Below are 21,960 nucleotides of genomic sequence, written 5' to 3'. Positions count from 1 at the left end.
GTCATCTTTTTGTCGTTTTAGAAATGTTGTTTTTGCAATTTAATTATCATTGTTACTTTTGCTAACACTGTTAACAAAAGTAACTATAATGGGCTTATCAGAGCGAAAGATTAGGCAACAACAAGAGGTGAAAAACCAGATAATTGCGTCCTCACGAGAGATCGTGCAGGCGGAAGGCTGGGCAGCACTTTCTATCCGTAAGATTGCTGAAGCTATTGAATATTCTGTCCCCGTTGTTTATAAGCATTTTGAAAGCAAGGAAGCTATCACTTCGTTTTTCGTTGCAGAAGGTTTCGCCGCATTAAAGCATGAAATCGAAACTTGCGTTGTCGTTGGTGACAGCATTGAGAAACGCGTGCAGCAAGTGGCTAAAGGATATTGGCTATTTGCCTCTAAGCACCCAAAGGATTACGAATTAATGTTTGGCGTAGGTTTACCTACCTGTGAAATGCACCAACAAGTTTCGTCAATCAAAGAGCTATCAACATATCTTTTAGATATTATCAATGAATTGATTGCGAGCAGTAAAAACACGAATATAAGCAGCTGCATTAAATACCGTAGTTTTTGGTCTATTCTACATGGCGTAGTGGCTATTGAGCTTTTATCTTTGAATCAATGGGACAAAGTTTGTCCTTCTGAAGTATTAGAAGATACGGTACATGCTTTTATTCAATCCATAAAGGCGAATTAATAATTATAATAGGACATAACAAATTAAAGAACACGATGAGTTTAATACAAGATTTACAATGGAGATACGCGACCAAAAAGATGAATGGTCAAGCTGTGGATCAAGAAAAAGTTGATCAAATTATCGAAGCAGCACGTTTAGCACCGACATCTTCAGGCTTACATCCCTTCAAGATTATTGAGGTAAGTAATCCAGAATTGAAAGCTAAAATCCAACCTATCGCATTCGGACAAACGCAAATTGTAGATGCTTCACATCTATTGATCTTTGCTGCATATGACGAGTATACTAAAGAACGTGTGGATGCACCATTCAATCAACAACAAGTAGAACGTGGGTTACCTGAAGGCTTTGCAGATGATTACAAAAACGGATTATTTGCTCGCTTTCAAACTCAATCAAAAGAATTGCATTTCGAACATGCGGCACGTCAAGCATATATTGGTTTCGGAATTGCAATAGCGGCAGCAGCGGAATTGCGCGTTGATGCTACACCGATGGAAGGTTTCAATAATCAACAATTAGATGAGCTATTGGAATTGGATAAATTAGGACTTAAGTCTGTTACTATCTTAGCGTTAGGTTACCGCGATGAGCAAAACGACTGGTTAGTCAATTTAAAGAAAGTTAGAGTAAACAAGGAAGATTTCGTTATCAACTTGAACTAAAGATATTGAAAGAAACGATTTGTTTTATTTAATTTAAAAGGGTTGTCTACATTAGACAACCCTTTCTTATTTGATTTTCGTTATTTACAACATACTTATTATCGCAACTCCTGCCCTTTCGCGGGAAGGCCTGCTAGGTAAAGCCCAGCGATAGGAATAACAAACAACCATTTATTAATCCCTACCTCATTCAAACGTCGGAAACCTAGGGCTACCAATGGTAAGAAACTCAATGCCGCGAAGTAAATTCGAAGATTTTCAACGCCGATACGATTCCCAACAATGCCAAGCAGTATCAATATTAGATAGACACCAATAAAGAAAGTCCAAAACTCTTTGATTGAAGATTTACTTCGATAATCAAAAACCTGTAGGTAAGGCTTAATTAGTAGCTGTATCATTGTTTCCTTTAATTATAATTAGTTTTTACTAAAATACAGAATATCTGATAATTAACAAAAAAAAATGTCGTCTTCATTAATAATTGAAATTTCATCGCCTCAAATTGCGATTTTCGTATCTTTCCCCCGGACAGCAAAACAGTGTATATGAAATCAGCAAAAGAAAAGATGATAGCTGGAGAGCTATTCTTAGATATGGGCGGTGAACTCTTTCAAGAACGTCAGCACGCGAAGAAATTACTACATGAATTCAACCTGATGGATCCAACAAAAGTTAAAGCACGGAATCAAATTATAAAAAAGCTTTTCGGAAAAACTGGAAATCGTTTTTTTGTCGAGCCTCCCTTTCGTTGCGACTATGGTTACAATATTGAGATTGGAGAAAACTTTTACTCCAATTATAACCTTGTAATTCTCGACGGCGCCAAAGTTATTATTGGCGACAACGTGATGATCGCTCCTAACGTAAGTCTTTTTACAGCTGCTCATCCAATTGATCCAAAACTTAGAACAGAAGGTTGGGAATTTTCAAAACCAATAACAATCGGGAATCAGGTGTGGATTGGTGGCAATACCGTTATTAATCCCGGTGTAAGCATTGGCGATAATTCAGTAATCGGGTCAGGCTCTGTGGTTACTAAAGACATTCCAGCAAACGTTGTAGCAGTCGGCAACCCTTGTCGTGTAATTCGATCGATACTGCCAGAAGGTAATGTGGAATAACTTGTTGATCGAAAATTTCAATGCGTAAGCGGTAGGAATTACGATCCTTTTTTTATTTCCATATCCATAAAAAAATACCTGAGGCGGGGACCCCAGGTATTACCAAACCAATTATTAACCTAAATTATGAAATTATGAATTTACCATTATAACGTTCTCAAACGCCTTATATTATCTCAAAAGTGTATCATTTACACTTTTTTTTGTTACAATTCGATTTAAATAGTAAGCCTTTACAACTCGTCGACAATAGAATTGATCAGAATATCAGATTTCATCAACTTCGTCTGTTTCACTCTGCAATAGAAACACACGCAAAAACGCGATATAAAAAAAATACCCAAGGCGGGGAACCTCAGGTATTTACCAAACCAATTATTAACCTAAATATTTTTTCTTCTATTCAATACATTAACGAAGCAACTTTTCAAATATTGTACGATTATTAAATTTTTTAATATTCTTTTAAAAGCAACTACTTGCAGCTATTCTGTTGTCTTTTGGATAACGTCAACAACCTTATCTTTCAAGCTTGTAATATCAGATTTCAATCCGACCATCAATGTCATAACATTGACCGGATTTCCTTGAATCTCTCGAAAGTTATGCATGTAACCTAATTCGGTTCCTAAGAAAAAACCCTTGAATTTATAGTCGGCACCAATTCCAATTTTTGCTGCAGGGGATATACTGTATTTATAGTGCAGTTCGACCAATTCGTTATTTCCGGCATCCTGCGCTCGAGGTTCGATATTCAAGGCACCTGCAGGACCGATATAAGCATAGGTATTTAGACGATTCCACTGACGCCGGATACCGCCAGCGAGCGACAAGACGTACATAGAAGCACGTGCATTCTCAACGACACGGTTATATTTCGAATCGGGATTCAGCTGATCATATTTAAAATTCATCAAATATAATGTCGGCTGCAAATAGTATTTGGGGTTCCGAAGCGAAATATCCAAACCCATACTACCTGTAAATAGTTTGGTCGACAAAGCCTGTTTGGTTTTGCCTAATGGGAACGCTATTCCAGTTCCTCCGAAATAATAAACTTTTCGATAGTGTAGGGTATCAGCACCCCGCTGTGCAACCGCACTGAATGACACCCAACAAAAAAGGGCTAGTAACATTAATTTTCTCATTAAAACTGCTGGTTTATTGAACAACAATAAACCAAAGCAATTTGTTTTGAAAGCAAATTAATTTAAAACTATAGGAAGTTTTTCGCTTGAGGTCCTTGACTAAATAATAAATCAATAACACTAAGGTTTGGAATAAATCCTGTCTTGTCTTCAAATACTTGATAATAAGGTTTAGGATCAACCATTGGTGAAGGCTTTCGTGGATGTATCGCTTTACGATAATCAATTCCCTCTTCCACATCAGTATAGCTTGTAGAGTAGCTAATTTCTCTATTTATCTTAAGTAACTTGAGAATCAGCTTGATTTGCTCGGTATTGTAGTCCAATAATAAATCATATTCTTTTTCATAAAAAGCACTGAAATCATCTTCATAATACTCGAAATATGCAGAACTACGGTATGCTGTTTGAATACTCAACCAGTGCAGACGTTGCCAAGGATGATCGTAGTTAATCTTCACATCATTCATTCGAACCCGTTCTTTTCGACCATGAACAATCGGCACAATAAGATTCAGCACCCCATTTGCGGTTCCGATTTGAGTTCGCGTACGAAAGGTTTGCTTTGGATAATTTTCAAACTGCTCAATCACAATAGGTTGATCGTTTTGTTTGATAGCATGAAAGAATGAAACGTTCGGCAAATAGCAAGCCGGCAACAAAAGTCCTGATGACATAATTAATTAAACAACAAAATGTCCGCAAAAATAGCTTTATTTGGGGATATTTGCGTAGTACTTATCACTTGTGATGAAAGAAAAACTAGTATCAGGATTTATTTACATCGTTTCATTATTACCATTCTGGTTCTTATATCTGCTATCGGATGTACTTTTTGTACTTATTTACCACATTGTTGGCTACCGCAAAAAGGTTGTTTTTGAGAATTTAAGAAACGCATTCCCGGAGAAGTCAGACTCCGAAATAAAAGAAATTGCACGCGAATTCTATCGCTATTTCCCCGACTTATTGGTAGAAATTGTAAAATTGGCTAGTATTTCTGAAAAGTCCGTAAGAGAGAGAATTGAATTATTAAATCCAGAGGAAGTCTTTAGACATATCAATCAAGGAAAGTCAGTGATTGGCGTGACGGCTCATTATGGAAATTGGGAGATGGGCATTCATAGTTTATCCTTAATGATGAATACCCCTGAGCTAATTATCTACAAACCGTTAAATAATAAAGTATTCAACGAAGTATATAACCGCATCAGAACCAGGTTCGGAGCAACGATGGTTCCAATGAAACAAATATTGCGGCATATGATAAAGTTGAAAAACATCCCGCATATCAGTATGTTTGTAGCAGATCAGACACCTGTTTATCAGGATTCAGATTATTTCATGGAATTCTTAAACCAAGATACATTGGTTTATACAGGAACAGAGCGCATTGCGCGATTGACAAAAAACCCTGTTGTATTTTGTGAAATTAGAAGAAAGAAAAAAAGGGGTTACTATTCTTGTAAATTTACAACACTAATAGAGAATCCTGACGATTATCAAGAACATGAGATTACCCATATTCACAATCAGTTTACCGAGCAAATTATTCGTAGTGAGCCGGCATATTGGTTATGGTCTCATCGTCGTTGGAAAAGAAAAAGAAGGAGTTAAATGACTAATTATCCAAAAGTAGCAGTTGTCATATTAAACTGGAACGGTCGATTTTTCTTGGAGAAATTCCTTCCATCCGTGTTTAACAGCACCTATCAAAATGTTGAATTTGTTATCGGTGATAATGGTTCTACCGATGACTCAATATCGTATGTTGAAGAGAATTACCCCAAGTTCACTATCCTCAAGAACGATCAGAATCTAGGATTTGCCGGCGGTTATAATGAGATCTTAAAACGCGTCGAAGCAGATTACTTTGTACTGCTAAACTCCGATGTAGAAGTTTCTCAAAATTGGATTGAACCTGTTATTGCGCAGATGGAGCGGGATACGCAATTGGCCGCAGTTCAACCTAAAATCCAATCATATCATCAAAAAGGATATTTCGAACATGCAGGCGCTGCCGGTGGTTATATCGATTACTTCGGGTTCCCATTCTGTAGAGGGCGCCTTTTTGAAAGCGTTGAAAAAGACGAAGGCCAATATGACGATGAAAAAGAGGTATTCTGGGCTACTGGAGCTGCCCTATTCATTCGATCATCCGCTTGGCGCGAAGCTGAAGGATTTGATGCGGACTTCTTTGCACATATGGAAGAAATTGATTTATGCTGGCGATTAAAGAAGCTTGGCTATAAAATTGGATATTGTCCGAATTCGTTAGTATATCATGTGGGCGGAGGAACTTTAAACACAAGTAACCCTCATAAAACCTATTTGAACTTCCGGAATAATCTGCAGATGATGCAAAAAAATCTACCAATAACTCAAGGGATATGGAAAATAGGAATACGATTCTGGCTAGATCTCGCAGCATTACTGAAATTCCTTGTCGATCGTAAGCCTAAGGACGCATGGGCTGTGAGTCGTGCGCATCAGTATTTCTTCAAAAACTTCTTCAAAACAGCAAGAAAACGAAAGAAATATTCAAGCCCGGAGAATAAAGTTGGTCAATATAAGAATTCCATTGTATGGGATTTTTATCTGAATAATATCCATAAATTCTCCCAGCTAAAAGACAATAATTTTCATCATTAGGAGTTCTGCTGAACAAAGTTTTTTACTGGTTTATCTTTTATTGCTCATTAGTTTGCGTATTTAATTAAATAGTTGTTTTAAATTGTTTTAGGCCTAGAATATTTTGTATTTTCGTGGTCTATGTCAGCAGATATCCAGTCTAAAATTGAGCAGCTCACCCAGGAATTAAACGAGTATAATTACCAATACTATGTATTGGCACAGTCGTTAATATCCGATTATGATTTTGATCAAAAACTCAAAGAATTAGAATCATTAGAAGCTCAATTCCCACAATATCGTGATCCAAACTCACCTACGTTAAAGGTCGGTGGAGACATTACTCAGAAATTTAAGACGGTAAAACATAAATGGCCAATGATGTCATTGGGCAATACGTATAACGAACAAGAACTTAAAGACTTTGACAGTCGCGTTCGTAAGACGATTGGCGATGATTTTCAATACGTTTGTGAGCTTAAGTTTGACGGCTTATCAATCTCCCTCACCTATGAGCATGGTAAGCTTGTTAAAGCTGTGACAAGAGGTGATGGTACGCAAGGCGACGAAGTAACCAATAATGTACGTACGATACGAAGTATCCCACATCAATTAAAAAAAGGAAACTATCCAGATAGTTTCGAAATCCGTGGTGAAATATTTATGCATAAGTCAGCCTTTCTCCGTTTAAACCAAGAACGCGAAGACAATGGCGATCAAACTTATGCGAATCCAAGAAACTTTGCCTCAGGAACTATAAAACTTCAAGATTCTGCTGAAGTTGCAAAACGTCCTTTAGATTGTTTCTTATACTTTCTATACGCTGATAACCGCAATAAGTTATTTGAAAATCACTGGGAAAGCATCGAAGCGGTAAAAAGTTGGGGTTTCCATGTCTGTGAGCATACTAAACTTTGCAATAATATTCAGGACGTATTAGACTTTATCCATTATTGGGATACAGAGAGACATCAGCTTTCTTATGAAATTGATGGTATTGTAATCAAAGTAAATGACTACGCACAACAGGAAGACTTGGGATTTACAGCAAAATCTCCTCGTTGGGCAATCTCCTATAAATTTAAAGCAGAACGTGTAGAAACGATATTAGAAAGCATAAGCTACCAGGTCGGACGTACGGGTGCTGTAACGCCGGTTGCAAACCTTCAACCCGTGTTATTGGCAGGTACGACGGTCAAGCGTGCATCGTTACACAATGCAAATGAAATAGCACGTTTAGACTTGCATGAAGGCGACACTGTATTTGTGGAAAAGGGTGGGGAGATTATTCCAAAGATCATTTCCGCGAATATTGAAAAACGTCCAGAAGGCGCTGTTGCTATCTCCTATCCTACGCATTGTCCGGAGTGTAATACAGAACTCGTTCGCCAAGAAGGCGAAGCAGTGCATTACTGTCCAAATGAAGATGGTTGTAGACCGCAAATCGTTGGTAAAATCCAACACTTTATTGGCCGGAAGATGATGGATATCCAAGGCCTTGGCGATGAAACCATTGAAACATTTTTTCGCTTAGGGTTGATATCTAAGATTTCAGACCTATACGCTCTGAAAGATCATCAAGATAATTTGGTCGGCTTGGAACGTTTCGGTCAAAAATCAATAGATAATATGCTAGCGGGAATTGAGGCTTCCAAACAAAAGCCTTTTGAGAAAGTTTTGTTCGGATTAGGCATCCGTCATATTGGTGAAACTGTGGCAAAGAAATTAGCACAGCATTTCAAAAATATTGACGCGATTGCTACTGCAACCGCATTAGAAATTGAAGCGGTGCCAGATATTGGTTTCCGAATCGCAGAAAGCATCCATTTCTATCTTAATCAAGATGAACATTGGGCAGAGATTCAAAAACTAAAAGATGCAGGGCTTCAATTCGCTATTGAAGAAAAAGAAGTCGTATTTGCAGGAGATGGATTGGCAGGCAAGACTTTTTTGATCTCTGGCGTTTTTGTAGATTATTCGCGAGAAGAACTGACCGCTTTAATTGAATCCCATGGAGGAAAGATGCTTAGCAGTATTTCCGCAAAGCTGAACTTTCTAGTTGCAGGTGATAAAATGGGTCCATCCAAATTGGCAAAAGCTGAAAAGTTGCAAGTTCCGATTATCTCGGAGAGCGAGTTATTAGCCATGATAAATAATTAAAAATACTTAAATTAAATAATTATACACGAATGAATGAGCTTCAAGGAGCAGGAGTAGCGATAGTTACCCCTTTTAATGCAGACGGATCTGTGGATTATGAGACCCTAGGTAGACTAATAGACTACCAAATCCAAGGGGGAATTGATTACATTGTTTCATTGGGAACAACGGGCGAAACCGCTACGTTGTCTAATGAGGAACGAAAGCAGGTTTGGGCATTTACTTCGAAGCACGTCAATAAACGTATCCCTTTAGTCGCTGGTATTGGAGGCAATAATACCATGGAAATTGCCGAATTAACTCGAAATTTCGATGTCTTGGATTATATTGCGATACTATCAGTTTCTCCATACTATAACAAGCCAACGCAAGAGGGTATATACCAACATTACAAGGTTATTTCAGAAGCCTCTCCCCTTCCAATTATATTGTATAATGTTCCCGGCCGTACCGGCAGCAATATGACATCCGCAACTACACTTCGATTAGCTAATGATTTTAACAACATTATCGCTATAAAAGAAGCATCAGGTAGTTTTGCACAATTTAGCGAAATACTGCGCGACAAACCGAAAGAGTTTATGCTGATTTCCGGAGACGATCCGGCAACTTTACCAATGATCGCTTTAGGCGCTGTTGGCGTTATATCAGTTGTAGGAAACGCTTACCCAAATAAGGTTTCAGCGCTTACGCATCTATGCCTTGAAGGAAATTACGAACAAGCAAGAATTATCCATTCTGATTTATTGCGTATTACCGACCTGTGTTTTATCGAAGGAAACCCAGCTGGAGTAAAATATATTTTAAAACAAAAAGGCTTTGGTGTTGATACCGTTCGTTTACCTTTAGTACCAGTTGGAAAACAGACGCAAGAGGGCATCGAACAGGAAATGAAGAAGCTAGCTTAGCTTACATTTTCAATTTTATTTGCGGACATATAGCTACTATTGAAACTGATTACCATAAACTTCTATATTTTAGGTATCTTTTTTGTGGTTTGCTGACAAAATAATCTTAACATGGAAACCACAACAAACCAAGTCCCTAAAAAAGGTGGATCGGCAATTCGTAAGTTTATCAGTTGGACGCTTTTAATTCTAGTCTTGTTAGGCGGCGGTCTGATTTATTGGAAATACTATTTTGTATTTGGTGAAGGAGTCAAATCTGGAGTCCTGAATTATGCTGTAAAGAAAGGAAATCTATTTAAAACCTATGAGGGTAAACTGATTCAAGAGGGCTTTGGTACGAGCAAGGCAGGAACAGGGTTAACGAGTAATCAGTTTGAGTTCTCTATAGAAAACGACTCTATTTACCGAATCCTCGAAGTGAATAGCGGTAAAGTTTTTGATTTGCATTACAAAGAATATAAAGGAGCTTTACCATGGCGTGGTAATACCGTTTACATCGTCGATCAAATTATACAGATGCGTGATATAAAGGCTGGATCTTACTAAGCCTTCGCATTTACTAATATTATATTTTTACGAGCTTCCGCTTTCGATAATTTCAAGATTTATCGAGTTCGGAAGCTCGTTTATTAAAAAAACATTGCAAAATTGAATTTGGCAATGTATATTTGCGCAGTGCCGAGCAATCGGTACCTAATCAAAACCCTTCCAATCGATTGGTCTTGATTTATAAAGAAGTGGCGAGAGACTGGCTCAAAGACCCACTGGCAACCTTCAATAGCGATTGAAAAGGTGCCAATTCCTGTCCAAAGCAATTAAGCTGCGGAGCATATAAATGACATAGACTATGACTTCAACTATTTCAAATTCTTTAATTGGATATTCTAGCGGAAAACCGACTAGCAAGTGCTCCAATACTTTCTTTTTCGTCGTGAACACCTGTTCACGAATGCGATAGTCGTCGGTATCTAACTGGGTTCTACCGTTGTGGAATCTACATACCTTTACAAGACGACCAAAAGCAACACAAAAAAGAAAACAATTCATTATTTATCATTTTAAAAATCTACAACAATGGCTGATATTAAAAACTTAAAATTTGAAACATTACAGGTACATGCAGGACAAGAAGTTGACCCAACTACAGGATCTAGGGCCGTACCAATCTATCAAACTTCCTCATATGTTTTCAACAATGCAGAACATGGAGCTAATTTATTCGCATTAAAACAATTCGGAAATATCTATACCCGCATCATGAACCCTACAACCGATGTGTTTGAAAAACGCATTGCAGCTTTAGAGGGAGGTGTTGCAGCAGTTGCAGTTGCATCGGGACAGGCAGCTCAATTTATCGCACTAACGAATATCTTGGAAGCAGGCGACAACTTTGTTTCTGGTGCAAATCTTTACGGCGGTACTTATAACCAATTCAAAGTATCTTTCAAACGATTAGGTATCGAAGCTCGTTTTGCAGCAGATACAGACGCAGACAATATCGAAGCATTAATCGATGATAAAACAAAAGCTATTTACGTAGAGACAATCGGAAACCCGAGCTATAACATCCCTGATTTCGAACGCATCTCGGCTGTAGCTAAAAAACATGATTTGCCTTTAATCGTTGATAACACATTCGGTGCTGGTGGTTATTTATTTAAACCTTTAGAACATGGTGCTAATGTCGTTGTTGAATCAGCAACCAAATGGATTGGCGGTCATGGAACTAGTATTGGTGGTGTCATCATCGATGGTGGTAACTACAACTGGGGGAATGGTAAGTTCAAGCAATTCTCTGAACCTTCTGAAGGATATCATGGACTTGTATTTGCTGACGTATTCGGTGAAAACGGACCTTTTGGAAATATTCAATTTGCAATTAGAGCACGTGTTGAAGGATTAAGAGACTTTGGCCCTGCCCTATCACCTTTCAACTCGTTCTTATTAGTACAGGGTTTGGAAACATTATCACTTCGTGTTCAACGACATGTTGACAATACGTTAGAAATTGCACAATGGTTAGATGCTCATCCTCAAGTTGAGAAAGTAAGCTACCCAGGATTAAAGAATCATCCTTATCATCAAAATGCACAAAAGTATTTGAAGAATGGTTATGGAGCAGTGCTATCGTTCACGGTAAAAGGCGGAGTTGAAAAAGCAAATGAATTTATTGACTCTCTTCAATTAATTAGTCACCTTGCGAATGTTGGAGATGCGAAAACGCTAATTATTCATCCAGCAGCAACAACCCATCAACAATTGAGTGCTGAAGATCAATTAAAAGCAGGGGTAGCACCAGGACAATTAAGATTGTCAGTTGGTATTGAACACATCGAGGATATCAAAGCAGATCTAGAACAAGCATTTGAGAAAATCAAATAGTTTGAACGATTAGTAGAATATAAAAAAAGAAAAGAGCACACTAAAAGTATACCATGAGTAAAAAACTGGTTATCGGGATGTTTGGATTCGGCGTAGTCGGCCAAGGATTATACGATATCATCAAAACGAAGGATTTAAATCTAGAGATTAAGAAGTTTGTAATCAAAAATGCAGATAAGAAAAGAAGTCTCCCAGCTGAACTATTTACCACGGATGCGAATGTCATATTAGATGATCCTGAAATTAATACGGTAGTTGAGCTAATTGATGATGCTGATGCAGCATTTGAAATAACGAAACGCGCCCTATCTACTGGCAAAAATGTCGTATCAGCAAACAAGAAAATGATTGCGACGCATTTAGAAGAACTTGTTGAGATTCAACATCAACACGGCACTTCTTTGCTATATGAAGGTGCTGTCTGCGGAAGTATTCCAATCATTCGTAATTTAGAAGAGTACTATGACAATGAACTATTGCATTCTGTAAGTGGTATTTTCAATGGGTCTTCAAACTATATTCTATCGAAAATATTCAATGAAGGTCAGAGTTATGATGTTGCACTAAAAAAAGCGCAAGATTTAGGATTCGCAGAAACCGACCCAACATTAGATGTTGGCGGTTTTGACCCGAAATTCAAATTAGCTATTGTTGCTTCTCATGCTTATGGATTATACATTAATCCAGAAGAGATCTTGAATCTAGGAATTGATACGCTAGGAGACGCTGATATACGCTATGCTCGCGAGAAAGACTATAAGATCAAGTTGATTCCATTAGCCAAAGAAATTGACAATAAACAAGTGGTTCTATATGTTCTTCCGAAATTCATTAAAAAGTCTAATATCCTCTTTAATGTTGAGAATGAATACAATGGAGTGTTAGTAAAAGCGGCATTTGCCGATGAACAATTTTTCTTAGGTAAAGGCGCTGGAGGACACCCGACAGGATCAGCAGTATTATCTGATATTACGGCATTACGATATGATTATCGTTATGAATACAAAAAACATTTAGATGCCGAGCGTGTAAAATACACGAAAGACTATACAATTACTGCATATTTCAGATATGAAGAGGAAGATATCTTAGAAAATATTAATTTCATCAATATCTCCGAGCGTTTCTACAGTGAAAATCACAAATATGTGATTGGTACGATAAACATCCAAGAGATAATTGATAAAAGATCGATCATTCATCAGCAAGGAAATTTCATAGCCGAAATAATCTAAAATTGAAAAGAAGAAAAGCGCAATAATTATTGCGCTTTTTTTTCGTAATTACCTACCAATTCTCTCCATCCTTAAAAATAATTTTATTTTAGAAAAATAAATGACATGGTTTTTGCTTAATATATTTACTATATTTAAAAATAAACTTTAAATTCTGAGTATTATGAGAAAATGGAATGTCTTGGCATTGATGAATGTGGCGGCAATCAGCGCTTTCGCGCAAGATAGTACTTCGCAAGTCCATAAAACGTCAAATTCATCCTATGCAGTGATTGGTGTGATTTTATTAGTGGTCGTAATCTTTATGCTTTATAGAAAGCAGAAAAGAAAATTCAACGACTAGGATTATAGCTAGAAAAATAAAAAGCCTCGCAAATTGCGAGGCTTTTTATTTTAATTCCTTTTTCTTTAGTCTCTCTTTAAACCAAATTTTTCAATTTTGCTATACAAGTGACTACGTTGAATATCTAAATCATCTGCCGTCTTCGAGACATTCCAGTTATTCTTTTCTAGCTTATATTTGATAAACTCGCATTCGGAGTAATCTTTAAAATCCTGAAATGAAGTAAATTGCTCAAAATCAAATCCTTCTGCGCTATCAGAGGAACCGGTTGATTTAGGAACTGAAGAAATGCTTTCTGGGTTAGCAAACATGCGTACATCTACTTCCGTAATCTTCTTATCGCAAAGAATGATTAAACGCTCAATCATATTACGAAGCTCGCGAATATTCCCAGTCCAAGGTAAAGATTGTAGAGCTTTCATCCCGTCAGGCGTGATTTGCTTTACTGGCATACTATATTCAGCACATATTTCTTCGCAGAATGCAGTAGCCAAAGTTGGAATATCATCTTTTCTCTCTGCTAAGGAAGGCACATGGATTAAGATTACACTTAATCTGTGATACAAGTCCATGCGGAAATTACCGTCTTCAATCTCCTGCAATAAATTCTTATTTGTTGCCGCGATCACACGTACATTGACATCGATCTCTTTCTCCCCTCCTACACGTGTAATTTTATGTTCCTGTAAGGCACGAAGTACTTTTGCTTGGGCTGATAAGCTCATATCGCCAATCTCATCCAAAAACAAGGTACCACCGTTTGCTTGTTCAAACTTACCAATTCGTTGTTTAACAGCCGAAGTAAATGATCCCTTTTCGTGTCCAAACAATTCGGACTCAATCAATTCGGATGGAATTGCAGCACAGTTAACTTCGATTAATGGAGAGGCGGCACGTGAAGACTTTTCATGTAACCAGCGAGCGACTAATTCCTTACCTGCACCATTAGCACCTGTAATTAATACTCTCGCTTCGGTTGGAGCAACTTTATCAATAGTATCTTTAATTAAACTGATACCCGTTGAACTACCTAAGATCTCTTTGGTTTTTGAGAACTTACGTTTCAGAACTTTTGTTTCCTTAACTAAAGAGCTTTTTTCTAACGCATTTCTAACAGTAATTAAAAGACGATTTAAATCTAACGGCTTTTCTAAGAAGTCGAATGCACCTTTCCTCGCGGCCTCTACGGCAGTTTCAATCGTACCGTGACCAGAAACCATGATAAAAGGAACGTCTGAGAACTCTTTTGCAGTACTCAAAACTTCCATACCATCCATCTTATTCATTTTGATATCGCAAAGAACAAGATCGATTTTCTCCTTTTTTAATATTTTTAGCCCATCTTCGCCGTTGTCGACGTCTAATACTTTATAATCTTCATACTCCAAGATATCTCGTAAAGAACTACGTATCGGACGCTCATCATCGATGATTAAAACTGTTGTCATATTATGTCTTTCAAGTTTATTGGTAAATATTAAACAAATCAAAAAGAAGCAAACTTTGTAAGCCGGGTTCTGTATCCATTACTGAATTTCTATCATTTATCTAGGCTTGCATTTACACACAAGCTCCATCAACCTACCCATTACGAGTGCCCGAAGGCAGAAAACGAGCAGCTTTCCGAACTCGTAACCTATTTGGTCTTTCAACACACGAGGTTTACCGTAATGCATGTCGCCATACAATACCGTGAGCTCTTACCTCACGTTTTCACCCTTACCTTTTGCAAGGCGGTATATTCTCTGTGGCACTTGCTGTCTATTTTAAATAGCCTTCCCGTTAGGAAGCGTGTCGCTCTTTGTTGCCCGGACTTTCCTCTTCTCTGTTTAAACACAGAGCAGCGATAGAACCAGTTTGCTTCAGTATGCAAAAGTAGGAAAAATATAGATAGGTTCTCTATTATCCTTCTTATTCAGAATAATTTATAAAAGAAAAATAAATAACATCTAAACATAGTTTGTTGTAGCGTTTTGATTACAAGTATCGTATAACTACAAAACATTAGTCGACAATTGTTTTATTTAATTACTATTATTTATTTTTATCTTATTCATTTTATGAAAAAACTAATTTCATTGAGAGCGGGCATTAAAGTAGCGACGCTTGTGGCCTTCATTTTCATAACTTCTTGTGATGATGACAAAAAAAACAAGCCAAAGCCAATTAATAAATACCCAATGGATGCCAAGATTTCCTATAAGATTCTGTCGATAAGTGACAAAGATGCTAAAATATCAAGCGTATTTTTCATTGGAAGCAAGGCTGAAGAAGAGAAAAAAGATTATAAAATTGGCGAAGCAATTAGTACGACTAGAAAAATCCCTAAAAAGGGTGAGAAAATCTATATCCGCGCGAAAGTGGATAAACCGTCAACGGTAAAATTGGAAATTAAAGTCAATGATAATGCAGCATCCACCAAGGATATCATCATTAAAGATGCAGCGAAAGAAGAGGCAAAGTTTGAATACACATTTAATTAATAGAAAAGGAATGCTAATAAAAAAGGAAGAAAAACTTTAATTAAGGAAACTAATGACCCAAAGATAGCTGCACTCAGTGCGGCTATTTCCTTTTAAGGAAAGAATGTTAAAGATCTTGAGCAATGACGAAACCTGCAGCCCATGCCCATTGAAAATTGTAGCCGCCTAACCAACCTGTAATATCAACAGCTTCTCCACCAAAATAAAGACCACTTATCTTCTTCGATTCGAGGTTTTTAGCATGAAGCTCTTCTGTCGAAACGCCACCACGCATTACTTCTGCCTTATCATACCCCTTATCTCCCGCAGGCTTAACTTTAAATCGGTGTACGACATCTACAATAAGTTTTGCATCGACTTTACTGAGGGAAGCGATTTTAATATCTAATGGAAGGTATTTTCCTAAAGCCTCGACCATCTTCCTTGTAAAATAATCATTCAATAACTGACCAACGGTTCGTTTACCACCCTCATTACGTTCTTGTTTAATAACGTCTTCCAGCTTAAATTTTGGTAGCAAATCAATTGTAAATTGCTCCCCTGCTTTCCAATATGAAGATATCTGAAGGATTGCGGGACCACTAAGTCCCCAATGAGTGAAGAGAATATTTTCCTCAAAAGCGATCTTATCGTTATAGACCCTCGCGAAAACAGAATTTCCAGCAAGTGATGCGTACCAATCGGCATCTTTTCCCGTAATCGTCAGTGGAACAAGCGCAGCTGCCGTTGGCACGACATGTATATCAAATTGCTTAGCGACGCGAAGTGCAAAATCCGATGCCCCTAGTTTAGCCACAGGAAGACCTCCTGAAGCCATCACGACTTTCTTTGCAACAATCGTTTGTGAGCTTCCCCCGCGATCAACAACAATTTCGAAACCTTCTGCTAGCTTGTGAACTTGTTTAACTTCTGTATTTAGCCAAAGATCTTGACCAGTGTCATATAACAGGCTACTGAAAGTCGCTACAATATCTTTTGCTTTATTAGACACAGGAAAAAGCTGGCCAAGAGTCTTCTCCTGCCCTGTTATCCCTCCGTATTGTTCAAAGAAATTTAGGGTATCATCTACTGTCCATTGCGAAAAAACGGCGTTTAAAAACTTCGAATTCTCGGATACAAAATTATCAACGGACGTATGAATATTGGTATAATTACAACGCCCACCACCAGAAATAAGGATTTTTGCTCCAGGCTTTTCGTTGCGCTCGATTAACAAGGTCTTTTTACCGAGTAGACCAGCCTGCGCGGCACACATTAAACCGCAAGCACCTGCTCCAATAATAACTGCGTCGTAATTATTCATTAGGATATCAGTTCACCCTCTAAAGAAACAACGCGTTGTTCTTTCCAAGATAATTCGGCCAGTTCTAAAATACGAATCACATCTCTAGCTTGCTCAGGAGTGATAAACAAAAGTTCTTCGTTGCGAATAGCGGCTACCACATTATGGTAGAAATCTTGACCTGAACCAACTTCACTCACAACGCGTTCATTGACGTCTTTTCCATCTTCTAGAATAGCCAGGGTGCCTTGTATGTCGTCTGGTTCAACACCCCAATCTGCATGTTCATGTGGCATGGCTCCTTCTCTAAGCATATTCTCTTGTGAATCCACACCCCATTTCACGAAACAACCATTGGTTCCGTAGACCGCAAATCGCGCTGTTGGAATCTTTGCCAACATCTGGCCTTTCAATGACACTTTAATCCCTGAATAGGATAGTATAAATTCAAAATCATCAATTGCCTTTGCATTATCGCGTTGTACACGCAAATCGGCGTAAATGGAATCAGGTTTACCAAACAATTGCAAAGCCTGATCAATCAGGTGAGCACCTAAATCATAATGAATGCCCGATCCTGGCAAGTTTTCTTCACGCCAAGCTCCCGGACGAAGAAAATTACGGAAACGATCAAATCGTGCTTCATAATTTACAACTCGACCTAATCTACCTGATGCCAAAACCTTCTTAACCGTTTTGAAATCCGAATGATATCGCGCGTTATGATGTACTGACAAGATCAATCCTTTTTGCTTAGCAAGCGAAATAAGCTCGTCTGCTTCAACAGAATAATTGGTGAAGGGTTTCTCTACAACAACATGCTTACCTGCCTCCAGCGCTTGCTTAGCAAGGCTAAAGTGCACATCATTTGATGTAGCTACAACAACAATATCTACCGCTGGATCATTAATGATATCGTCTGCAGATTGCACCGCAATAGCTTCAGGATATCGTTCAGCGAGCATCTTTTGTTGATCTGGCTTACGCGCAGTTACCTTATACAAGTTTAAATCAGCATTTCCAGCAATAAATGGCGCATGAAACACATGTCCCCCAATAGAGAACCCAATTAATCCAACGTTTAATTTTGTCATGATTACATTCTTTCAGGAACTTGAATTCCTAGTAATTTCATAGATCCAGAGATAACTTTAGCTGCTGCAGCTGATAAATGTAAACGAAATTGTTTTACATCCTCATCTTCAGCCTTTAAGATATTCTCTTCGTGATAGAATTTATTATATAGTTTAGCTAATTCATAAGCGTAATTCGCAATCTGTGCTGGACTAAATTCTTTTGCCGCTACAGCAATTATAGCCGGATAACCAGCAATTGCTTGGATCAGATCACGCTCAAAAGTTGATATCGTTGCTGGTATTACTTTTTTAGCATCTTTTTGATAGTCTGCTTTTCGTAATACTGATTTAATTCGAGCATGCGTATATTGTATAAATGGTCCTGTATGACCTTGAAAATCGACAGATTCATTCGGATTGAACAATAAACGCTTCTTAGGATCAACTTTTAACAAGAAATATTTCAATGCCCCCAAACCCAATGTCTGGTATAAAGCAGCTTTTTCATCTTCTTCCAATCCCTCAGTTTTACCCAATTCTTCCGTGCGTTGCTGAGCGGTATCCAACATTTCCTGCATTAAATCGTCAGCATCTACCACAGTACCTTCTCTCGACTTCATCTTACCCTGTGGCAAATCAACCATCCCATAAGAAAGATGAAATAAACCCTGCGCCCATTCCTTACCTAGTTTTTTCAAAATAGCGAACAGCACTTTGAAGTGATAATCTTGCTCGTTACCTACAACATAAATTGATTCATTCATCTTGAATTCATCGTATTTAAGTTGTGCGGTACCTAAATCCTGCGTGATATAAACGGAAGTTCCATCACCACGAAGCACAAGTTTTTCATCAAGGCCTTCTGCAGTCAAATCAATCCAAACGGAATTATCTTCTTTCTTAAAGAAAACTCCTTTATCAAGTCCTTCTTGAATAATATCTTTCCCCAACAAATAGGTGTCCGATTCGTAATAGAACTTATCAAAATCTACACCTAGTTGCTTATATGTTTTATCGAAGCCCGCGTAAACCCAGCTGTTCATGGTTTTCCAAAGAGACATAACTTCTTCATCTCCTGCTTCCCATTGCTGTAACATCGCCTGAGCTTCTTTGATTAGAGACGCATTCTTTTTTGCGTCATCTTCCGATTGACCCGCTGCTTTTAATTCCTCAATCTGCTTTTTGTATTCTTTATCGAATATTACATAGTACTTACCAACTAAATGGTCACCTTTCATACCCGTAGACTCCGGAGTTTGTCCTTCTCCAAACTTCTGCCAAGCCAACATCGATTTACAAATATGAATACCTCTATCGTTGACCAAGTTTGCTTTGATTACTTCGTAACCAGCTGCGGCTAAAATCTCCGCAACAGCATATCCTAACAGATTGTTACGGATATGACCTAAGTGTAAAGGCTTATTTGTATTTGGTGAAGAGTATTCAACCATCACCTTTTGACCATTCTTAGGGACTTGCGCAAAACTTTCCGTTAGAATCGTATCATTGAGTAAATTAACCCAATAGTCATCTGAAAAACTTAAATTCAAGAATCCCTTAATAACATTGAAAGCGGTGATCTCGCTAATCTCTTGCTGTAGATATGTTCCAATCTCAGTACCTGTTACTTCAGGAGATTTCTTCGAAAAGCGTGTTACAGGAAAAACAACAACTGTAATTTGACCTTCGAACTCTTTTCGTGTTTCCTGCAAACTAATCTGTTCTGCTGGAATTTCAGAACCATATAGTGTACTTACTGCTTCAACTGTCTTCTCAATAAGCAGTTCTTGAATTGAATTTGCCATGTAAATATTTCGTAATATTCTTAACTTTCTGATAATGAATTCAAAAAATAACTGCAATAATATTTATGTATTCATTACGAAAGTATATCTTTGCCAAAAATAATAAAAAATGCAGAGCTATCAGGAATTTCTTGACTTAAGTGTTGGTTTTCCGCAAGACGGATTCGATATTATCGATGACGAATTGTACTTCCACGATTTGAATTTGATGGAAATGATAGAAACGTACGGTACGCCGTTACGTTTTACTTATCTCCCTATTATTAGCAAGAAGATACAACAAGCGAAGATTTTGTTTCAAACAGCCATGTTGAAATACAACTATCGCGGTACTTACAAGTATTGTTATTGCACCAAGTCATCACACTTTAAACATATTGTAGAAGAAGCGTTAAAGAACGATATCCACTTAGAGACTTCGTCCGCTTTTGACATGCCAATGATTGATGCTTTGGAGAGACAAGGTAAAGTAAACAAAGACATTACCGTGATCTGCAATGGTTTCAAAACCTTCCAATACAAGCAATATATTGTAGATATGTTACATGATGGATACCATAATATTATCCCAGTTCTGGATAATAAAGAAGAATTCAACATGTATGACGATGAAATCGAACTATCAGAACCTTGTAACTTAGGTATTCGAATTGCCGCTGAGGAACAACCAGACTCGCAATTTTATACTTCTCGTTTAGGCATTCGTTTAGAAGACGTTATCGATTTCTACAATAGCAAGATTGCTGAAAATCCGAACTTCCGAGTGAAATTACTTCACTTCTTTATTAATTCAGGTATTTCGGACACACCGTATTACTGGAACGAACTTGAAAAGTATGTAACATTGTATTGCAAATTCAAGAAAATCAATCCAGAATTGGATACCCTAGATATTGGTGGAGGTATGCCTTTCAAAGATTCATTAGTTCATGATTTCGATTATGAATACATGGTCAATGAAATTGTAAATCGTATTAAACAAATCTGTGCACATCACGAGGTTGTTGAACCAGATATTATCACAGAATTTGGAAAATATACAGTCGCTGAAGCCTCTGGTATTTTGTATAAAGTCTTAGGACGTAAACAACAGAACGATCGCGAAAAATGGTTAATGCTCGATGGATCCTTTATTACAAACTTACCGGACGTTTGGGCATTGAATCAAAAATATATTCTCTTGCCAATAAACAATTGGGATTCTGAGTACGAGCGTGTCAATCTAGGCGGAATTACATGTGATGGCCAAGATTATTACAATCAAGAAGCACATATGAACTCTGTATTTATGCCTAAAACTAGAAAGGTACAGTACTTAGGTTTCTTCCATACTGGAGCTTACCAAGAAGTGTTGAGTGGATATGGAGGAATACACCATTGTCTCCTACCATCCCCTAAACATGTTTTAGTGCGCAGGAATAGAGATGAAACGTTCAATTACGAAGTTTTTGGAGAAGAACAGAACTCCAAACAAGTAATGAAATTATTGGGATATCAATAGCATTCGGCCAATCCGAATAGCTTCGAATGAATAATCAAAAAAAGACTATCTTAAAAAAGATGGTCTTTTTTTGATTTGTATGCATGATGCACCATATTCAATACTAGCCACCAAACTAACTCTAACCTATACTTGAACGAGACTGATAATGTCAGCCTTAATGTTAGATGGCAACATATTAAAAACATCCCGTTTTACTTGGATAACATCCTCATTGGAGGAGTTTTTCGTGTTGGTTAGTACGTTTGTTAGACTTCCGCCTAACCATCTTCCCTCTCTTTCTAAGAACGATTGATACTTTGAATCCAAATTCTTGAAAGATTCGACTAAGGGGGAAACCTCATTGTTGTTCATCAAATCCATCGGCTTGTTCACTTAAATACACATAAAGATAACTATGCAATATTAACTTATTATTAATAAATACACAACATTTTATTTATTGATTAATATTATTAATTAACATATTTTCGTGAATTTTCAATTGAAAGTAAAATATTGCGTCTTTTTGATCTTCCAT

The 21,960-nt window shown here is 37.6% G+C and carries 21 protein-coding genes, 1 other RNA gene and 1 riboswitch; of the genes, 13 read left to right on the top strand and 9 right to left on the bottom strand.

Translation table 11 applies throughout. From position 1 onward, the window contains the following. The first annotated feature begins 88 nt into the window (after nucleotides 1-88). Nucleotides 89-694, top strand: a complete 606-nt coding sequence (locus GFH32_RS05805) for a TetR/AcrR family transcriptional regulator (RefSeq protein ID WP_153510176.1) — start codon at nucleotides 89-91, stop codon at nucleotides 692-694. Between the two features lie 35 nt (nucleotides 695-729). After that, nucleotides 730-1,362 (top strand): nitroreductase family protein, encoded by a 633-nt coding sequence (locus GFH32_RS05800; protein WP_153510175.1) that lies wholly within the window; start codon nucleotides 730-732, stop codon nucleotides 1,360-1,362. A 98-nt stretch (nucleotides 1,363-1,460) separates the two neighbouring features. Here GFH32_RS05800 and GFH32_RS05795 read toward each other — a convergent pair whose 3' ends face one another. Continuing rightward, the gene (locus tag GFH32_RS05795; RefSeq protein WP_153510174.1) at nucleotides 1,461-1,763 is read right to left on the bottom strand and encodes a DUF805 domain-containing protein; all 303 of its coding nucleotides are present in this window, start codon (nucleotides 1,761-1,763) and stop codon (nucleotides 1,461-1,463) included. Between the two features lie 147 nt (nucleotides 1,764-1,910). Between GFH32_RS05795 and GFH32_RS05790 the strand changes: the two genes are divergently transcribed. Beyond that, nucleotides 1,911-2,486 carry a sugar O-acetyltransferase gene (locus GFH32_RS05790; RefSeq protein WP_153510173.1) on the top strand — a complete coding sequence of 192 codons (576 nt, stop codon included), beginning with the start codon at nucleotides 1,911-1,913 and terminating at the stop codon, nucleotides 2,484-2,486. Between the two features lie 485 nt (nucleotides 2,487-2,971). Here GFH32_RS05790 and GFH32_RS05785 read toward each other — a convergent pair whose 3' ends face one another. Further along, a complete protein-coding gene (locus tag GFH32_RS05785; protein WP_153510172.1) occupies nucleotides 2,972-3,634 on the bottom strand; it encodes a hypothetical protein in 663 nt (220 codons plus the stop codon). Nucleotides 3,635-3,702: 68 nt separating this feature from the next. Beyond that, the gene (locus GFH32_RS05780; protein WP_153510171.1) at nucleotides 3,703-4,311 is read right to left on the bottom strand and encodes a WbqC family protein; all 609 of its coding nucleotides are present in this window, start codon (nucleotides 4,309-4,311) and stop codon (nucleotides 3,703-3,705) included. A 73-nt stretch (nucleotides 4,312-4,384) separates the two neighbouring features. Between GFH32_RS05780 and GFH32_RS05775 the strand changes: the two genes are divergently transcribed. From GFH32_RS05775 to GFH32_RS05740, 8 genes are all read left to right on the top strand, one after another. Beyond that, nucleotides 4,385-5,251 (top strand): lysophospholipid acyltransferase family protein, encoded by an 867-nt coding sequence (locus GFH32_RS05775; RefSeq protein ID WP_153510170.1) that lies wholly within the window; start codon nucleotides 4,385-4,387, stop codon nucleotides 5,249-5,251. Beyond that, complete coding sequence (locus GFH32_RS05770; RefSeq protein ID WP_153510169.1) at nucleotides 5,252-6,286, top strand: glycosyltransferase family 2 protein; 1,035 nt, start codon at nucleotides 5,252-5,254, stop codon at nucleotides 6,284-6,286. A 120-nt stretch (nucleotides 6,287-6,406) separates the two neighbouring features. Next, on the top strand, nucleotides 6,407-8,425 hold the full coding sequence (gene ligA, locus GFH32_RS05765) for an NAD-dependent DNA ligase LigA (protein WP_153510168.1): 2,019 nt from the start codon (nucleotides 6,407-6,409) through the stop codon (nucleotides 8,423-8,425). 29 nt (nucleotides 8,426-8,454) lie between these two features. Next, nucleotides 8,455-9,333, top strand: a complete 879-nt coding sequence (gene dapA, locus GFH32_RS05760; RefSeq protein WP_153510167.1) for a 4-hydroxy-tetrahydrodipicolinate synthase — start codon at nucleotides 8,455-8,457, stop codon at nucleotides 9,331-9,333. A gap of 111 nt (nucleotides 9,334-9,444) precedes the next feature. Then, nucleotides 9,445-9,879 carry a hypothetical protein gene (locus tag GFH32_RS05755; protein ID WP_202111188.1) on the top strand — a complete coding sequence of 145 codons (435 nt, stop codon included), beginning with the start codon at nucleotides 9,445-9,447 and terminating at the stop codon, nucleotides 9,877-9,879. A 178-nt stretch (nucleotides 9,880-10,057) separates the two neighbouring features. After that, nucleotides 10,058-10,171: riboswitch (SAM riboswitch) on the top strand. Nucleotides 10,172-10,407: 236 nt separating this feature from the next. Further along, complete coding sequence (locus tag GFH32_RS05750) at nucleotides 10,408-11,715, top strand: O-acetylhomoserine aminocarboxypropyltransferase/cysteine synthase family protein (RefSeq protein ID WP_153510166.1); 1,308 nt, start codon at nucleotides 10,408-10,410, stop codon at nucleotides 11,713-11,715. A 53-nt stretch (nucleotides 11,716-11,768) separates the two neighbouring features. After that, nucleotides 11,769-12,950, top strand: a complete 1,182-nt coding sequence (locus GFH32_RS05745; RefSeq protein WP_153510165.1) for a homoserine dehydrogenase — start codon at nucleotides 11,769-11,771, stop codon at nucleotides 12,948-12,950. Between the two features lie 163 nt (nucleotides 12,951-13,113). Continuing rightward, nucleotides 13,114-13,293, top strand: coding sequence for an LPXTG cell wall anchor domain-containing protein (locus GFH32_RS05740; protein ID WP_153510164.1), 180 nt, complete (start codon nucleotides 13,114-13,116; stop codon nucleotides 13,291-13,293). 65 nt (nucleotides 13,294-13,358) lie between these two features. On the opposite strand, the gene GFH32_RS05735 is transcribed toward GFH32_RS05740, so the two are convergent. Together GFH32_RS05735 and rnpB are read right to left on the bottom strand one after the other, a co-directional pair. After that, on the bottom strand, nucleotides 13,359-14,741 hold the full coding sequence (locus tag GFH32_RS05735) for a sigma-54-dependent transcriptional regulator (protein ID WP_153510163.1): 1,383 nt from the start codon (nucleotides 14,739-14,741) through the stop codon (nucleotides 13,359-13,361). A 42-nt stretch (nucleotides 14,742-14,783) separates the two neighbouring features. Then, an RNA gene (gene rnpB / locus GFH32_RS05730) (RNase P RNA component class A) lies at nucleotides 14,784-15,156 on the bottom strand. Nucleotides 15,157-15,353: 197 nt separating this feature from the next. On the opposite strand from rnpB, the gene GFH32_RS05725 reads away from it, so the two are divergent. Then, nucleotides 15,354-15,776 carry a hypothetical protein gene (locus tag GFH32_RS05725; protein ID WP_153510162.1) on the top strand — a complete coding sequence of 141 codons (423 nt, stop codon included), beginning with the start codon at nucleotides 15,354-15,356 and terminating at the stop codon, nucleotides 15,774-15,776. Between the two features lie 106 nt (nucleotides 15,777-15,882). Here GFH32_RS05725 and GFH32_RS05720 read toward each other — a convergent pair whose 3' ends face one another. The 3 genes from GFH32_RS05720 to argS are packed head-to-tail and all read right to left on the bottom strand — an operon-like array spanning nucleotide 15,883 to nucleotide 19,939. Beyond that, the gene (locus GFH32_RS05720; RefSeq protein WP_153510161.1) at nucleotides 15,883-17,079 is read right to left on the bottom strand and encodes a BaiN/RdsA family NAD(P)/FAD-dependent oxidoreductase; all 1,197 of its coding nucleotides are present in this window, start codon (nucleotides 17,077-17,079) and stop codon (nucleotides 15,883-15,885) included. Beyond that, entirely contained in the window at nucleotides 17,079-18,152 is a 1,074-nt protein-coding gene (locus GFH32_RS05715; protein WP_153510160.1) for a Gfo/Idh/MocA family protein, read from the bottom strand. The genes GFH32_RS05720 and GFH32_RS05715 overlap by 1 nt, the downstream gene beginning before the upstream one ends. Nucleotides 18,153-18,154: 2 nt before the next feature. After that, on the bottom strand, nucleotides 18,155-19,939 hold the full coding sequence (argS, locus tag GFH32_RS05710) for an arginine--tRNA ligase (RefSeq protein WP_153510159.1): 1,785 nt from the start codon (nucleotides 19,937-19,939) through the stop codon (nucleotides 18,155-18,157). Between the two features lie 109 nt (nucleotides 19,940-20,048). Between argS and GFH32_RS05705 the strand changes: the two genes are divergently transcribed. Next, complete coding sequence (locus GFH32_RS05705) at nucleotides 20,049-21,440, top strand: arginine decarboxylase (protein WP_153510158.1); 1,392 nt, start codon at nucleotides 20,049-20,051, stop codon at nucleotides 21,438-21,440. Between the two features lie 126 nt (nucleotides 21,441-21,566). Here GFH32_RS05705 and GFH32_RS05700 read toward each other — a convergent pair whose 3' ends face one another. Further along, a complete protein-coding gene (locus GFH32_RS05700) occupies nucleotides 21,567-21,803 on the bottom strand; it encodes a hypothetical protein (protein ID WP_153510157.1) in 237 nt (78 codons plus the stop codon). Nucleotides 21,804-21,960 lie beyond the last annotated feature (157 nt).

The sequence above is a fragment of the Sphingobacteruim zhuxiongii genome (genome assembly GCF_009557615.1).
Taxonomy (GTDB): Bacteria; Bacteroidota; Bacteroidia; order Sphingobacteriales; family Sphingobacteriaceae; genus Sphingobacterium; species Sphingobacterium zhuxiongii.
Note: the sequence above shows the minus strand (reverse complement) of the source record. Positions and strands in the feature narration are given on the sequence as shown.

Excerpts from the sequence above, each read along its gene's own strand:
- GFH32_RS05785 (WP_153510172.1), bottom strand. The coding sequence starts at position 3,634 with ATGAGAAAATTAATGTTACTAGCCCTTTTTTGTTGGGTGTCATTCAGT.
- GFH32_RS05790 (WP_153510173.1), top strand. The coding sequence starts at position 1,911 with ATGAAATCAGCAAAAGAAAAGATGATAGCTGGAGAGCTATTCTTAGAT.
- GFH32_RS05705 (WP_153510158.1), top strand. The coding sequence starts at position 20,049 with ATGCAGAGCTATCAGGAATTTCTTGACTTAAGTGTTGGTTTTCCGCAA.
- GFH32_RS05770 (WP_153510169.1), top strand. The coding sequence starts at position 5,252 with ATGACTAATTATCCAAAAGTAGCAGTTGTCATATTAAACTGGAACGGT.
- GFH32_RS05715 (WP_153510160.1), bottom strand. The coding sequence starts at position 18,152 with ATGACAAAATTAAACGTTGGATTAATTGGGTTCTCTATTGGGGGACAT.
- GFH32_RS05735 (WP_153510163.1), bottom strand. The coding sequence starts at position 14,741 with ATGACAACAGTTTTAATCATCGATGATGAGCGTCCGATACGTAGTTCT.
- ligA (WP_153510168.1), top strand. The coding sequence starts at position 6,407 with ATGTCAGCAGATATCCAGTCTAAAATTGAGCAGCTCACCCAGGAATTA.
- dapA (WP_153510167.1), top strand. The coding sequence starts at position 8,455 with ATGAATGAGCTTCAAGGAGCAGGAGTAGCGATAGTTACCCCTTTTAAT.
- GFH32_RS05725 (WP_153510162.1), top strand. The coding sequence starts at position 15,354 with ATGAAAAAACTAATTTCATTGAGAGCGGGCATTAAAGTAGCGACGCTT.
- GFH32_RS05795 (WP_153510174.1), bottom strand. The coding sequence starts at position 1,763 with ATGATACAGCTACTAATTAAGCCTTACCTACAGGTTTTTGATTATCGA.
- GFH32_RS05800 (WP_153510175.1), top strand. The coding sequence starts at position 730 with ATGAGTTTAATACAAGATTTACAATGGAGATACGCGACCAAAAAGATG.
- GFH32_RS05780 (WP_153510171.1), bottom strand. The coding sequence starts at position 4,311 with ATGTCATCAGGACTTTTGTTGCCGGCTTGCTATTTGCCGAACGTTTCA.
- GFH32_RS05805 (WP_153510176.1), top strand. The coding sequence starts at position 89 with ATGGGCTTATCAGAGCGAAAGATTAGGCAACAACAAGAGGTGAAAAAC.
- GFH32_RS05745 (WP_153510165.1), top strand. The coding sequence starts at position 11,769 with ATGAGTAAAAAACTGGTTATCGGGATGTTTGGATTCGGCGTAGTCGGC.
- GFH32_RS05755 (WP_202111188.1), top strand. The coding sequence starts at position 9,445 with ATGGAAACCACAACAAACCAAGTCCCTAAAAAAGGTGGATCGGCAATT.
- GFH32_RS05750 (WP_153510166.1), top strand. The coding sequence starts at position 10,408 with ATGGCTGATATTAAAAACTTAAAATTTGAAACATTACAGGTACATGCA.
- GFH32_RS05720 (WP_153510161.1), bottom strand. The coding sequence starts at position 17,079 with ATGAATAATTACGACGCAGTTATTATTGGAGCAGGTGCTTGCGGTTTA.
- GFH32_RS05700 (WP_153510157.1), bottom strand. The coding sequence starts at position 21,803 with ATGGATTTGATGAACAACAATGAGGTTTCCCCCTTAGTCGAATCTTTC.
- GFH32_RS05740 (WP_153510164.1), top strand. The coding sequence starts at position 13,114 with ATGAGAAAATGGAATGTCTTGGCATTGATGAATGTGGCGGCAATCAGC.
- GFH32_RS05775 (WP_153510170.1), top strand. The coding sequence starts at position 4,385 with ATGAAAGAAAAACTAGTATCAGGATTTATTTACATCGTTTCATTATTA.
- argS (WP_153510159.1), bottom strand. The coding sequence starts at position 19,939 with ATGGCAAATTCAATTCAAGAACTGCTTATTGAGAAGACAGTTGAAGCA.